Origin of the sequence: Knoellia tibetensis (genome assembly GCF_048606415.1) — a bacterium.
Taxonomy (GTDB): Bacteria; Actinomycetota; Actinomycetes; order Actinomycetales; family Dermatophilaceae; genus Knoellia; species Knoellia tibetensis.
In genome coordinates, this window is the sequence record NZ_JBMBWF010000001.1 from 508,095 (window position 1) to 520,889 (window position 12,795).

At 71.9% G+C, this 12,795-nt stretch carries 10 protein-coding genes and 1 tRNA gene; 2 read left to right on the plus strand and 9 right to left on the minus strand.

What is annotated here, in order from left to right:
* The first annotated feature begins 167 nt into the window (after positions 1–167).
* Positions 168–650, plus strand: a complete 483-nt coding sequence (locus ACOJV7_RS02370) for a GNAT family N-acetyltransferase (protein WP_420188557.1) — start codon at positions 168–170, stop codon at positions 648–650.
* A 114-nt stretch (positions 651–764) separates the two neighbouring features.
* Here the strand turns inward: ACOJV7_RS02370 and rho are convergent, their stop codons facing one another.
* From rho to ACOJV7_RS02405, 7 genes are all read right to left on the minus strand, one after another.
* Positions 765–2,702 carry a transcription termination factor Rho gene (rho, locus tag ACOJV7_RS02375; RefSeq protein ID WP_420190363.1) on the minus strand — a complete coding sequence of 646 codons (1,938 nt, stop codon included), beginning with the start codon at positions 2,700–2,702 and terminating at the stop codon, positions 765–767.
* A 328-nt stretch (positions 2,703–3,030) separates the two neighbouring features.
* Entirely contained in the window at positions 3,031–3,963 is a 933-nt protein-coding gene (gene thrB, locus ACOJV7_RS02380; RefSeq protein ID WP_420188559.1) for a homoserine kinase, read from the minus strand.
* A gap of 3 nt (positions 3,964–3,966) precedes the next feature.
* Positions 3,967–5,055, minus strand: coding sequence for a threonine synthase (gene thrC, locus ACOJV7_RS02385; protein ID WP_420188561.1), 1,089 nt, complete (start codon positions 5,053–5,055; stop codon positions 3,967–3,969).
* Between the two features lies 1 nt (position 5,056).
* On the minus strand, positions 5,057–6,382 hold the full coding sequence (locus ACOJV7_RS02390; RefSeq protein ID WP_420190364.1) for a homoserine dehydrogenase: 1,326 nt from the start codon (positions 6,380–6,382) through the stop codon (positions 5,057–5,059).
* Between the two features lie 67 nt (positions 6,383–6,449).
* A complete protein-coding gene (gene lysA / locus ACOJV7_RS02395) occupies positions 6,450–7,889 on the minus strand; it encodes a diaminopimelate decarboxylase (protein ID WP_420188562.1) in 1,440 nt (479 codons plus the stop codon).
* A gap of 11 nt (positions 7,890–7,900) precedes the next feature.
* Positions 7,901–9,547 (minus strand): arginine--tRNA ligase, encoded by a 1,647-nt coding sequence (gene argS / locus ACOJV7_RS02400; protein ID WP_420188563.1) that lies wholly within the window; start codon positions 9,545–9,547, stop codon positions 7,901–7,903.
* Between the two features lie 9 nt (positions 9,548–9,556).
* Complete coding sequence (locus ACOJV7_RS02405; protein ID WP_420188564.1) at positions 9,557–9,988, minus strand: response regulator; 432 nt, start codon at positions 9,986–9,988, stop codon at positions 9,557–9,559.
* A 74-nt stretch (positions 9,989–10,062) separates the two neighbouring features.
* Between ACOJV7_RS02405 and ACOJV7_RS02410 the strand changes: the two genes are divergently transcribed.
* A tRNA-Arg gene (locus ACOJV7_RS02410) sits at positions 10,063–10,137 on the plus strand.
* A gap of 205 nt (positions 10,138–10,342) precedes the next feature.
* Here ACOJV7_RS02410 and ACOJV7_RS02415 read toward each other — a convergent pair.
* Positions 10,343–11,380 (minus strand): hemolysin family protein, encoded by a 1,038-nt coding sequence (locus ACOJV7_RS02415; RefSeq protein WP_420188566.1) that lies wholly within the window; start codon positions 11,378–11,380, stop codon positions 10,343–10,345.
* The gene (locus ACOJV7_RS02420; RefSeq protein WP_420188568.1) at positions 11,377–12,717 is read right to left on the minus strand and encodes a hemolysin family protein; all 1,341 of its coding nucleotides are present in this window, start codon (positions 12,715–12,717) and stop codon (positions 11,377–11,379) included. The genes ACOJV7_RS02415 and ACOJV7_RS02420 overlap by 4 nt, the downstream gene beginning before the upstream one ends.
* Positions 12,718–12,795 lie beyond the last annotated feature (78 nt).

Here is a 12,795-nt window from a genome sequence, read left to right on the forward strand (position 1 = left end):
GGGCGCCGCCCGCATTCCCCGCCGCGGCCGACCTGACATGGGCGTCCTCGACCGGGTTGAGTGCCCACTGGTCCGGCAACCTCGTCGCGACCGGCTACGGCCGTCGGCGCGACGTGGCGGGCGAAAAGGACATGAAGGCGCCGTCCACCCTCGACTAGCGTCGCCGCATGACCGGCCCGAGACGCGCCACCGCGGACGACCTCGACGACCTCATGCGCCTGCGCGTGCTCATGTTCCAGGCCATGGGGACGTCGCCGGCCGCCCTCGCCGACCCCACCTGGCAGGAGTCCGCGCGGGCATGGTTCACGACGAAGCTCACCGACGAGCGCACGCTCGTCCTCGTCGTGGAGGAGGCGGGCGAGGTGCTCGCCGGAGGGCTCGCGGAGGTGCTGCCGGCCATCCCCGCACCGACCCTGCCGCACGGCCGCCTCGGGTTCGTCTCCAACGTCGCCACGCTCCCCCACGCCCGTGGCCGCGGCTTCGCCCGCGCGGTGATGACCGAGCTCGTGCGCTGGCTCGAGGAGGACGCCGGAGCGGACCGCGTCGACCTCGCCGCAACGACCGAGGGCGCCGTCATTTACCGCTCGATGGGCTTCGCGGAGTCCGCGTTCCCGACGATGCGCAGGCTGCGGGCCGGCAGCGGTGGGTGAGCGCGGGTCCCATGCTCTGCATGGGCCGGCATACGTGGTCGTTCGTGACTGCACTCGTATGCCGCGAGGCGGCCTCCCGTCGTGGGAGACCGCCTCGCGATGGACCGGGACGACTCAGTCGTCGCTCTCGTCCTCGAGCTTGTTCGAGCTGGTCTGCTGGACCTGCTTGAGGAACTCGTAGTTCGTCTTCGTCTTGCGCAGCCGGTCGAGCAGGAGCTCGATGCCCTGCTGGCTGTCGAGCGCGGCGAGGACGCGACGGAGCTTCCACATGATCTTGAGCTCCTCCGGCGCGAGGAGGATCTCCTCGCGACGGGTGCCCGAGTTGTTGATGTCCACGGCCGGGAAGATGCGGCGGTTGGACAGGCCACGGTCGAGCTTGAGCTCCATGTTGCCGGTGCCCTTGAACTCCTCGAAGATCACCTCGTCCATGCGCGAGCCGGTCTCGACGAGCGCGGTGGCGAGGATGGTGAGCGAGCCGCCGTTCTCGATGTTGCGCGCGGCGCCGAAGAACTTCTTGGGCGGGTAGAGCGCGGCCGAGTCGACGCCACCGGAGAGGATGCGACCGCTCGCCGGGGCGGCGAGGTTGTAGGCGCGACCGAGCTTGGTGATCGAGTCGAGGAGCACGACGACGTCGTGACCCATCTCGACGAGGCGCTTGGCGCGCTCGATCGAGAGCTCGGCGACGGTCGTGTGGTCCTCGGCCGGGCGGTCGAAGGTCGAGGCGATGACCTCGCCCTTGACCGCACGCTGCATGTCGGTGACCTCCTCCGGGCGCTCGTCGACGAGCACGACCATGAGGTGGACCTCGGGGTTGTTCGTCGTGATCGCATTGGCGATGGCCTGCATGACCATCGTCTTGCCGGCCTTGGCCGGGGCGACGATGAGCCCGCGCTGGCCCTTGCCGATCGGCGCGACGAGGTCGATGATCCGCGTCGTGAGGTTGGTCGGGTCGGTCTCGAGGCGCAGGCGGTCCTGCGGGTACAGCGGCGTGAGCTTGCCGAACTCGGCGCGCTTGCGGGCGTCGTCCGAGCTCATGCCGTTGATCGTGTCGAGGCGCGCCAGCGGGGTGTACTTCTGACGGTTGTTGCGCGAGCCGACGCTCTGCTGCTGCGCCTCCTCACCCTCACGCGGGGCCTTGGTCGCGCCGACGACGGCGTCACCCTTGCGCAGGCCATTGCGCTTGACCATGCCGAGCGGCACGTAGACGTCGTTGGTGCCGGGGAGGTAGCCCGACGTCCGCACGAACGCGTAGTTGTCGAGGATGTCGAGGATGCCGGCCACCGGCACGAGGACGTCGTCCTCGGTGATCTGCGGCTCGTTCTCGGTCGTCGGCTCGGTGCCGCCCGGGACCGGGCCGCGGCGCTTGTCGCGGTTGCGGTTGCGGTTGCGACGGCGGCGACCGCTGCGGCCACCCTCGTCGTCGTCGTCCTGGCCGCCGTCGCTCTGAGAGGCGTTGGTGGGGTCCGTCCGGTCCGTCCGGTCCGTCCGGTCGGTGCGGTCGGTGCGGTCGCGCTGGGCGTCGCCGCGCTCGCCGTCACGATCGCGGGCGGGACGGTCGGAGTCGCGCTGCTCGCGCTGCTCGCGCTGGGAGTCGCGGGACTCCTGCTGCTGCTCGCGGCCACCGTCGCGGGCGTCACGACGCTCGCGAGGCTCACGGTCGGAGCGGCCCTCACGGCCCTCGGCCGGGGCGTCCCCCGCCCGCTTCTGGTCGAAGCGCTCGGAACGCTCCGCACCGTCGCGCGCCTCGCGGCGACCGCGATCGGCGTCGCCGGACGTGCGTGAGCGGTCGGTGTCCTCGGCCTTGGGCGACTCGACCTTGGGCGACTGGGTCTCGGTCGCCTCGGCCCGCGGTGCGTCGGCCTTGGGCGCGGCCTGGCCCGAGGAGGACGCGCGCCGCGGGCGGCGGGTCGGAGCCTCGGTGGCGGTCGCGACCGGGCCGCTGTCGCCGTTCTGGCGCGACTTGATCGCGGCGACGAGGTCGCCCTTGCGCATCTTGGCAGTGCCGGAGATGCCCATGCTCGAGGCGAGCCCCTGCAGCTCAGCGAGGCGCATGGCCGTCAGCGAGCCCGATCGGCGCGGGCCCTGCCCGGATGCCGACGACGCCTCAAGGGTGGTGGTGTCTGTCACGAAGGATCCTTCCCCTCGTCAGTGGGCCCGGACCACGAGTGCGTGGGGGGCCGGAAGTGGGTGCCAGGGATCTGGCTGCTGGTTCCACGGGGCCTGCCGACATCGGCGCGTGGCACGGCACGACCGGCCCAAGGTGGAGGATGCGGGTCTTGGTAGGCATCGGTGGGGAAGCGCCCCCTCCGGCATCAACTGCGACCGCGCCACCACACTAACACCACGCACTCCCTGCCGACGGGAGGACGAGAACGCGTGGTCAGGCGTTCTCGGCGGTGACGCCACGCGTGGGTATGCCGGGCAGCAGCACCCGCCATCCCTCGCCTCCCGAGGTGGCCACCTCGTCGGCCGTGCCAGCCGTTGCGAGGACGAGGACGCTCGGCCCGGCGCCGGACACGACGGCCGCGTGCCCGGCCGCCCTGAGCGCGTCGACGAGGGCCATCGACGCGGGGTAGGACGGCCGGCGGGGTTCCTGGTGCAGCCAGTCGCGGGTGCCGGCGAGCAGGTGCTCGGGCGCCGTGGTGAGGGCGTGGACGAGCAGCGCCGCCCGCGCGGAGTTCGCGGCCGCGTCGGCCAGCCGGACCTGCCCCGGCAGGACCGCGCGGGCCGTCGCCGTCGAGAGCTGGGTGCCCGGGGTGAAGACGACGGGGACGACGTCGGGGTGGGGTGTGAGGCGCAGGGTGGTCGTGCCGGCGGACGGGTCGTCCGACCACGACAGGGTCACGCCGCCGTGGACGCTCGCGGACGAGTTGTCGGGGTGCCCCTCCAGCCGGGCGGCGAGGTCGTTGACCGGCGTGAGGTCCATGGCGGCGATCACCCGACCGTCGCGAGCCGCGCGGAGGGCATGGGCGACGGCGATCCCGGTGACGATCGCGGTGGCCGACGAGCCGAGCCCGCGACCGTGCGGCACGGCGTTGTCGCACTCGAGCCGCAGACCGGGCGGTGCGCTCTCACCGAGCTCGTCGAAGGCGTGCACAAGGCTGCGGTGGACGAGGTGCGTCGCATCGGTGGGGACCGAGTCGGCACCCTCGCCGCGCACCACGATCTCGAGCCCGGGAGCGTCGAGAACCGTTGCGCGACAACGGTCCCAGACCCCGAGGGCGAGACCGATCGAGTCGAACCCGGGCCCGAGGTTGGCGCTGCTCGCCGGGACGCGGACGGCGACCGTGACGCCGCGCTGCCACTCCCCCAACCGTCAGCCCTCGAAGCCGAGGACCTCGGCCACCGCGCGCGCCTCGGCGCCGACCCGCACGGGCTCGACCTCCGAGCCGTCGGCGGTGCGCAGGGCCCACTGCGGGTCCTTGAGGCCGTGACCGGTGACGGTGCAGACGATGGTCGCGTCGGCCGGGACCTCACCGCGCTCGCTCGCCTGCACGAGCCCGGCGATGCTCGCAGCCGACCCCGGCTCGACGAAGATGCCCTCGGTCGAGGAGAGCAGGCGGTGCGCCGCGAGGATCTGCTCGTCGGTGACGGACTCGATGCGCCCGCCGGACTCGTCGCGCGCAGCCTCGGCCTGCCGCCACGAGGCGGGGTTGCCGATCCGGATGGCGGTGGCGATCGTCTCGGGGTCGTCGACCGGGTGGCCGAGGACGATCGGCGCCGCGCCGGCTGCCTGGAATCCCCACATCTGCGGGGTCCGCGTCGCGACGGCCGGCAGCCCTTCGGCGTCGGTGGCGTACTCGGTGTAGCCGCGCCAGTAGGCGGTGATGTTGCCGGCGTTGCCCACCGGCAACACGTGGATGTCCGGGGCGTCGCCGAGGGCGTCGACGACCTCGAAGGCCGCGGTCTTCTGACCCTCGATACGGGCCGGGTTGACCGAGTTGACGAGCTCGACCGGGTGCACCTCGGCGAGCTTGCGGGCAACGGTGAGGCAGACGTCGAAGTTGCCGTCGACCTGGATGAGCGTCGCGCCGTGGGCGATCGCCTGGCTGAGCTTGCCCATGGCGATCTTGCCCTCGGGCACGAGGACGGCGCACGTCATGCCGGCCTTCGTCGCGTATGCCGCGGCGCTCGCGCTTGTGTTGCCGGTGCTCGCGCAGATGACCGCCTTGGCCCCGCGGCCCTTGGCGTGCGAGATGGCCGTCGTCATGCCGCGGTCCTTGAAGGACCCCGTGGGGTTGAGACCTTCGTACTTGACGAGGACGTTGGCACCGACGAGCTCGGACAGGTGCTCGGCCTGGATGAGCGGCGTGCCGCCCTCGTGGAGGGTCACGACGGGTGAGCCGGCCAGCATCGGCAGGCGGTCGGCATACTCACGGATCACTCCGCGCCACTGGTGTGCCACGTCAGGCTCCTTCCACACGCATCCACGAGACGACCTCGTCGACGGTCTCGAGTCCGGCGAGCGCACCGACGGTCGCAGCGAGCGCGGAGTCGGGTGCGCGGTGGGTGACGATGACGAGCTGGGCCCGCGAGTCGTCGCCCTCGCCGAGGATCCGCTGCCTCACGGTCTCGATGGAGACGTCGTGCTCCGCGAAGGCCGAGGCCACCTGGGCGAGGACGCCCGGACGGTCGGCGACGGCCAGGCTGATGTGGTACCTCGTCTCGGCGCGGCCCATCGGCACGACGGGGAGGTCGGCGTAGGCCGACTCGACCGGGCCGTGACCGCCCGCGAGACGGTGCCTGGCGACCGCCACGACGTCTCCGAGGACGGCCGACGACGTGGGGTCCCCACCGGCGCCCTTGCCATAGAACATGAGCTCGCCCGCGGCGGAGGCCTCGACGAAGACGGCGTTGTAGGCGTCGCGCACCGACGCGAGCGGATGGCTGCGGTGGATCATCGCCGGGTGCACCCTGACGGTGACCCCGCTGGGTGCGCCGGACTCGTCGCGCTGGAGCTCGCAGATGGCGAGGAGCTTGACGACGGCGTCCATGTCACGGGCCGCCTGGACGTCGGCGGCGGTCACCTCCGTGATCCCCTCGCGGTGGACGTCGGCACTGGCGACCCGGGTGTGGAACGCGAGCGAGGCGAGGATGGCCGCCTTCGCAGCCGCGTCGAAGCCCTCGACGTCGGCCGTCGGGTCGGCCTCGGCGTAGCCGAGCGCCTGGGCCTGCTCGACGGTCTCGGCGAAGCCGGCGCCCGTCGTGTCCATCTTGTCGAGGACGAAGTTCGTCGTGCCGTTGACGATGCCGAGCACGCGCACGACGTCGTCCCCGACGAGCGACTCGCGCATCGGCCGGACGATCGGGATGGCACCGGCGACGGCGGCCTCGTAGTAGAGGTCGACACCGTGCTCGGCCGCCGAGGCGTAGAGCGTCGGCCCGTCCTCGGCGAGGAGGGCCTTGTTGGCGGTGACGACCGACGCGCCGTGCTCCATGGCAGTGAGGATGAGGCCGCGGGCGGGGTCGATGCCGCCGATGACCTCGATGACGATGTCGGCACTGCGGACGAGGGTGTCGGCGTCGGCGGTAAAGAGGGCGGGGTCGACCGGCACGTCGGGACGCGGGCGGTCCGGCCGGCGGACGGCGATGCCGATGAGGTCGAGGCGGGCGCCGACGCGGGCCGCGAGGTCCTCCGCGTTCGTGGTGAGCATCGTCGCGACCGCGGAACCGACGACGCCGCACCCGAGCAGGGCGACCTTGAGGGTGGGCAGGTCGGCAGTGGCTGCCATCTCGGCGGTCTTCTCCTCGGTGGTCACGGGCTCGACCACGTCGCAGCGACCCCGCACAGCGGCGACATCAGCTGCTCCCCACGTCGAGGGCCAGCAGGTCGTCGATCGTCTCACGACGCACGAGGACTCGCGCCTGACCGTCTCGGACCGCGAGCACCGGCGGCCGGGGGGTGTGGTTGTACTGGCTCGAGAGGGCGCGGCAGTAGGCGCCGGTCCCCGGCACCGCGATGAGGTCGCCCGGCCCGGTGTCCTCCGGGAGCCACTCGTCCTGCACGACGATGTCGCCGCTCTCGCAGTGCTTGCCGACGACGCGGGCCAGCATGGGCGCGGCCTCGGAGCTGCGGTTGGCGAGCGTGCACGAGTAGTCGGCCTCGTAGAGGGCCGGCCGGACGTTGTCGCTCATGCCGCCGTCGACCGAGACGTAGGCCCGCGAGTGCGAGTCACCGAGCTCGACCTGCTTGACCGTCCCGACCTCGTAGAGGGTGAAGGTCGACGGGCCGACGATGGCGCGCCCGGGCTCGATCGACACCCGCGGCACCTGGGCGAGGTCGCCGTCGCCGATGGCCTTGAACTCGCGCCCGACGATGTCGGCGAGCTGCTCGCCGAGCTCGGCGGGGCTCATCGGGGTGTGCTGCGAGGTGTAGGCCATGCCGAAGCCGCCACCGAGGTCGATCTCGGGGCTGTGGTGCCCGAGCTCTTCGGCGATGCGGGCGTGGAGGCCGATGAGCCGGCGGGCGCTCATCTCGAAGCCGCCGGTGTCGAAGATCTGGCTGCCGATGTGGGAGTGCAGGCCGCGCAGGTCGAGGCTGTCGTGCGCCAGCACGGCCCGCGCCGCCTCGAGCGCCTGTCCCCCGGTGAGGCTGAACCCGAACTTCTGGTCCTCGTGGCCGGTCGCGATGAACTCGTGGGTGTGAGCCTCGACCCCGACCGTCACGCGGATCATCACCGGCGCGAGGACGCCGAGCTCGGCAGCCATCTCGGCCACCCGCTCGATCTCGACGAAGCTGTCGACGACGATCCGCCCGACGCCGTAGTCGAGGGCGGCGCGGATCTCGTCGAGCGACTTGTTGTTGCCGTGGAAGCCGATGCGCTCGGGGGGGAAGCCGGCCCGCCGCGCGACGGCCAGCTCGCCGCCGCTGCACACGTCGAGCGAGAGCCCCTCCTCCGCCACCCACCGGGCGACCGCCGTGCAGAGGAACGCCTTGCCCGCGTAGTAGACGTCGGCGCCGCCGCACACCGGACCGAAGGGCGCCGCGAACTCGTCACGGAACGCCCGCGCCCTCGCGCGGAAGTCGTCCTCGTCGATGACGTATGCCGCGGTGCCGAAGTCGCGCGCGATGCTCACGACGTCGAGCCCGGCCACCTCGATCCGGCCCTCGGCGTCACGGGTCACCGACTCCGGCCACAGCTGCGGCAGCAGCGCCATGACGTCGTCCGGATAGGGAAGGTAGAGCGGAGGACCGCCGTAGCCCTCCGCGTGCAGGGCACCGGCCTCGTGCGAACGCATCGGTCAGGACCTCACATGCGCTCGGGCGCGCTGACGCCGAGCAGGTCGAGTCCGTTGGCGAGCACCTGCCGGGTGGCGTCGTTGAGCCACAGCCGGGTGCGGTGGAGGTCGGTGACCTCCTCCTCGGCGTTCATCGGCCGGACCCGGCAGGTGTCGTACCACTTGTGGTAGCGCCCGGCGAGGTCCTCGAGGTAGCGCGCGACCCGGTGCGGCTCACGCAGGTGCGCCGCCTGGGCGACGACCCGCGGGAAGTCGCCGAGCGTCGCGAGCAGCGGCGCCTCGGTGGGGTCGGCGAGCAGCGACGGGTCGAAGCCGTCCTCGCGGCGCACGCCGTCCTCGCCGGCGAGCCGCGCGACGTTGGCCGTGCGGGCGTGGGCGTACTGGACGTAGAAGACGGGGTTGTCGTTGGTCTGCTTGCGCAGGTCCTCACCGTCGAGCGACAGCGGGCTGTCGGCCGGGTAGCGCGCGAGCGAGTAGCGCACGGCGTCGCTGCCGATCCAGTTGAGCAGGTCGTTCAGCTCGATGATGTTGCCGGCCCGCTTCGAGAGCTTGGCGCCGTTGAGGTTGACGAGCTGGCCGATGCGGACGTCGATGTTGACGTCGGCGTCGTCCCCGGCGGCGGAGGCGATGGCCTTGAGCCGGTTGATGTAGCCGTGGTGGTCGGCGCCGAGGAGGTAGATCTTCTCGGTGAAGCCGCGGTCCTTCTTGCTGAGGTAGTAGGCGGCGTCGGCGGCGAAGTAGGTGGGCTCGCCGTTGGCCCGGACGAGGACCCGGTCCTTGTCGTCGGTGAAGTCGGTCGTGCGCAGCCACACCGCGCCGCCCTCGTCGAAGACGTGGCCCTGCTCGCGAAGCCGCTCGACGGCCTTCTCGACCGCCCCGCCCTCGTGAAGCTCGTTCTCGGAGAACCACACGTCGAAGAAGACGCCGAACCGCTCGAGCGTCGAGCGGATCTCGTCGAGCTGGGCCCGGTAGGCCAGCGGGCGCACGACGGCGACCGCCTCGTCCTCCGGCAGGTCGACGACGTCGGGCCGCTGGTCCAGGACGACCTTGGCGAGGTCGCCGATGTAGGCGCCCGGGTAGCCACCCTCGGGGGTCGGCTGCCCCTTGGCCGCGGCGAGGACGCTCAGCGCGAACTTGTCCATCTGCGCGCCGGCGTCGTTGATGTAGTACTCGGCGGTGACGTCGGCGCCCGATGCGGAGAGCAGCCGCCGCATCGAGTCGCCGAGCGCGGCCCAGCGGGTGTGACCGATGTGCAGCGGCCCCGTGGGGTTGGCCGAGATGAACTCGAGGTTGATTGTGTGCCCGGCTTCGGAGTCGTTGTGCCCGTATGCCGTCCCGCTCTCGACGATGCTTCGCGCCAGCTCGCCCGCGCTCGCGGTGTCGAGCGTGATGTTGAGGAAGCCGGGGCCCGCGACGTCGACCGCAGAGATGCCGTCGACCTGCGCGAGACGAGTCGCGAGGGAGGTCGCGAGGTCCCGCGGCGGCATACCGGCCGCCCTGGCGAGCTGGAGCGCGATGTTGGTCGACCAGTCGCCGTGGTCCCGGTTGCGCGGTCGCTCGACGCGCACCTCCGCGGGGACGTCGGCGGCGAGGTCACCGGCGGCCACGGCCTCGAGGAGGGCAGCCCGGATCGCGGACGAGAGTTCTTCGGGAGTCACCCGCGAAGTCTATTGGGCAGGCGCTGAGGGCCGTCCGTCGGCCGCGAGCCGTGAGACGACCTCGACGAGCTCCACCGGGTCGAACGGCTTGGCGACGAAGGCGTCGAAGCCCGCGAGCGCCGCCTCGCTGCGGTCGTGGGCCGAGGTCGAGGCGGTGACGAGGATCGTGGGCACGTCCCGCAGCCGCGGGTGCGACCGGATGGCGGCGATGGCCCACCAGCCGTCGCGCCGTGGGGTCTGCGCGTCGAGGAGGATGACGTCGGGGACGCGGGCGGACGGGTCGATGAGATGGCTCATCGCCTCGTGCCCGTCGACCGCTTCGAGGACGTCGAACCCTTCGAGCTCGAGGTTGATCCGGATGATGTCGCGGATCGACTCGATGTCGTCGCACACGAGGACCAGGGGTGGCGTCACTGCCACCGTGGACGGCCCTGATTCCATGATCAGAACTCTAGGCTGCTACCCTCCGTGAGCGTCCCGTAACGGGCCGAATCGTCACCATTCGGACACCGTGAGCCCCCGTAGCTCAGGGGATAGAGCACCGCCCTCCGGAGGCGGGAGCGCAGGTTCGAATCCTGCCGGGGGCACCATTGAGACGAAGGACCTGGATTGCGCAATGCGCGTTCCGGGTCCTTCGTCGTTGGTGCCCACGGCAGAAGCACCAGGCGCTTCGAACAAGTGAGAGGGCCGGCGGGGCACCACGGGGCGGCCCGACGACGTCGGGATCAGGCTCAGGCCGAAGGCCGCTGCCGGTGAACCGAGGTGCAAGGCAGCTGCTGGCGGCAGCGGGCGGACTCAGCCGCGCTGGCTGGAGTCGGTGACCTCGCCGACGAGCTCCTCGATGACGTCCTCGAGGAAGACGACGCCGAGCACCTCGCCGTCGTCGGCGACGACCCGGGCGAGGTGCGAGCCCGTGCGCTGCATCGTCGCGAGCACCGACTCGACCTCGTCGTCGCGGCGGACGTTGGCCATCCGGCGCACCCGCTTGGCCGGCACCGGCTGAAGCCGCTCCTCCTCGTCGGCGAAGAGGACGTCCTTGAGGTGGAGGTAGCCGGTCAGCGTCCCGTCGCGGTCGGCGATGGGGTAGCGCGAGAACCCGTGCCGGGCGACGAGCCGCTCGATGTCGTCGGGAGTGGTCTCGAGCCCGATGGTCACGAGCTCCCCCACCGGGACGCCGACATCGCGGGCGTCCTTGTCGCTGAACTCGAGCGCGGCGCCGAGCAGGCCGTACTGCTCGGCCTCGACGAGCCCCTCCTTGTGCGACTCGGAGACGATCTGCGCGACCTCCTCGGCGGTGAACGCGGAGGCGAGCTCGTCCTTGGGGTCGACGCCCAGGGCGCGCACGAGGACCTTGGACACCCAGTCCATGGCGGAGATGACCGGCTTCACCACCCGCGAGACGACGACCAGCGCCGGCACGAGGGCGATCGCAGCTCGCTCCGGAGTCGCGATCGAGATGTTCTTGGGGATCATCTCGCCGACGACGACGTGGAGGAAGACGACGACGAGCAGGGCGAGGACGAGGGCAAGGATGTCGGCCAGCGCTTCGGGCGCGCCCAAGGCCTCGACCGGTCCGACGAGGGCGTGGTGGAGAGCGGCCTCGGACACGGCGCCGAGCAGGACCGAGCAGACGGTGATGCCGAGCTGCGCCGTCGCGAGCAGGATTCCGGTGCGCGACATGGCCTCCAGCGCCGCGCGGGCGCCCCTGCTCCCCTCCTCCGCCAGCGGCTCGAGCTGGCTGCGCCGCGCGGACATCGCGGCGAACTCGGCGCCGACGAAGAACGCGTTGGCGAGGAGGAGGACCACGGTGACGAGGATCGTGCCGGCGCTCATGCGGGCGCCCCTTCCTCGTCGTGCTCGGCATCGAAGGCCAGCTCCTGGACGGGGGTGAATCGGAGACGGTCGACCCGACGGGCCTCCATGTCGACGACGGTGATCCGCCAGCCGGGCAGCTCGACGACCTCCCCGACGACGGGGACGCGTCCGAGCTCGGACATGACGAAGCCGGCGACCGTCTCGTATGCCGGCCCCTCCGGGATGTCGATCCCCGTGCGCCTCTTGACCTCGTCCGGCCGCCACAGCCCCGGCACCGTCCACGAGCCGTCGGTCATGCGGCGCCCTGTCGTCTGGCTGCGGTCGTGCTCGTCGGACACCTCGCCGACGATCTCCTCGACGAGGTCCTCGAGCGTGACGACCCCCGAGGTCCCGCCGTACTCGTCGACGACGATGGCGAACTGCTGGCCGCTGTCGCGCAGGTGGATGAGCAGGGGGTCGAGACGGATCGTCTCGGGTACGACGAGTGGTGGGGTCATGAGCGCCGACACCGGGACGTCGTCGCGACGCTCGTGCGGCACGGCGATCGCCTTCTTGACGTGGACGACGCCGTCGACGTCGTCCCAGTCGTCGTCGATGACCGGGAAGCGGGAGTGCCCGGTCTGGCGGGCCAGCTCGACGCACTCGCGGGCCGAGGCCGAGCGGTCGATCGCCGTGGCCCGGGAGCGCGGGGTCATGACGTCGGCCGCGGTCTGGGCGCCGAAGCCGAGCGAGGCCGTGACGAGCCGGGCGGTGCCGACGTCGAGCGTGCCCGCCTCGGCGGAGGTGCGGACGAGGGAGGCGAGCTCGGCCGGGCTGCGTGCCGCCGAGAGCTCCTCCTGGGGCTCGACGCCGAGGGCGCGAAGGGCGGCGTTGGCGGTGCCGTTGAGGACGGCGATCATCGGTCTGAAGGCCAGGGCGAACCACCGGACGGGCGTGGCCACGACCTTGGCCGTCGACAGCGGCGTCGAGATCGCCAGGGTCTTGGGCACCATCTCGCCGACGATCATCGAGAAGACCGTCGCGACGACCATGGCGAGGACCGAGGCGACGCGCGCGGCGAGCGGCTCCCCCAGCCCCGCCGACTCGAGCGGCCCGCGCAGCAGCGCCCCGATCGAGGGGTTGGCGAGGAAGCCGAGCACGAGCGTCGTCAGCGTGATGCCGACCTGCGACGCGGAGAGCTGGGTGGACAGGCGGCGCAGCGAGGCGAGCACCGTGCGCGCCCGACCGTCGCCGCGCTCGACGGCCTTCTCGACCGACGGTCGGTCCAGGGCCACGAGCGCGAACTCGGCGGCGACGAACAGGGCGGTCCCCAGGGTCAGCGCGACGCCGGCGAGGACGAGCAACCACTCGGTCATAGTGCAGTCATCCTAGGCAGGCGCCCGCGCGCGGCGACGGCCCCCGACTCGTGGCATCGGGTCGATGCCGCCCGAATC

Coding starts and splice junctions, on each gene's coding strand:
- ACOJV7_RS02370 (WP_420188557.1), top strand. CDS start 168: ATGACCGGCCCGAGACGCGCCACCGCGGACGACCTCGACGACCTCATG.
- rho (WP_420190363.1), bottom strand. CDS start 2,702: ATGCGCCTCGCTGAGCTGCAGGGGCTCGCCTCGAGCATGGGCATCTCC.
- ACOJV7_RS02390 (WP_420190364.1), bottom strand. CDS start 6,382: ATGGCAGCCACTGCCGACCTGCCCACCCTCAAGGTCGCCCTGCTCGGG.
- lysA (WP_420188562.1), bottom strand. CDS start 7,889: ATGCGTTCGCACGAGGCCGGTGCCCTGCACGCGGAGGGCTACGGCGGT.
- ACOJV7_RS02405 (WP_420188564.1), bottom strand. CDS start 9,988: ATGGAATCAGGGCCGTCCACGGTGGCAGTGACGCCACCCCTGGTCCTC.
- ACOJV7_RS02415 (WP_420188566.1), bottom strand. CDS start 11,380: ATGAGCGCCGGCACGATCCTCGTCACCGTGGTCCTCCTCCTCGCCAAC.
- ACOJV7_RS02420 (WP_420188568.1), bottom strand. CDS start 12,717: ATGACCGAGTGGTTGCTCGTCCTCGCCGGCGTCGCGCTGACCCTGGGG.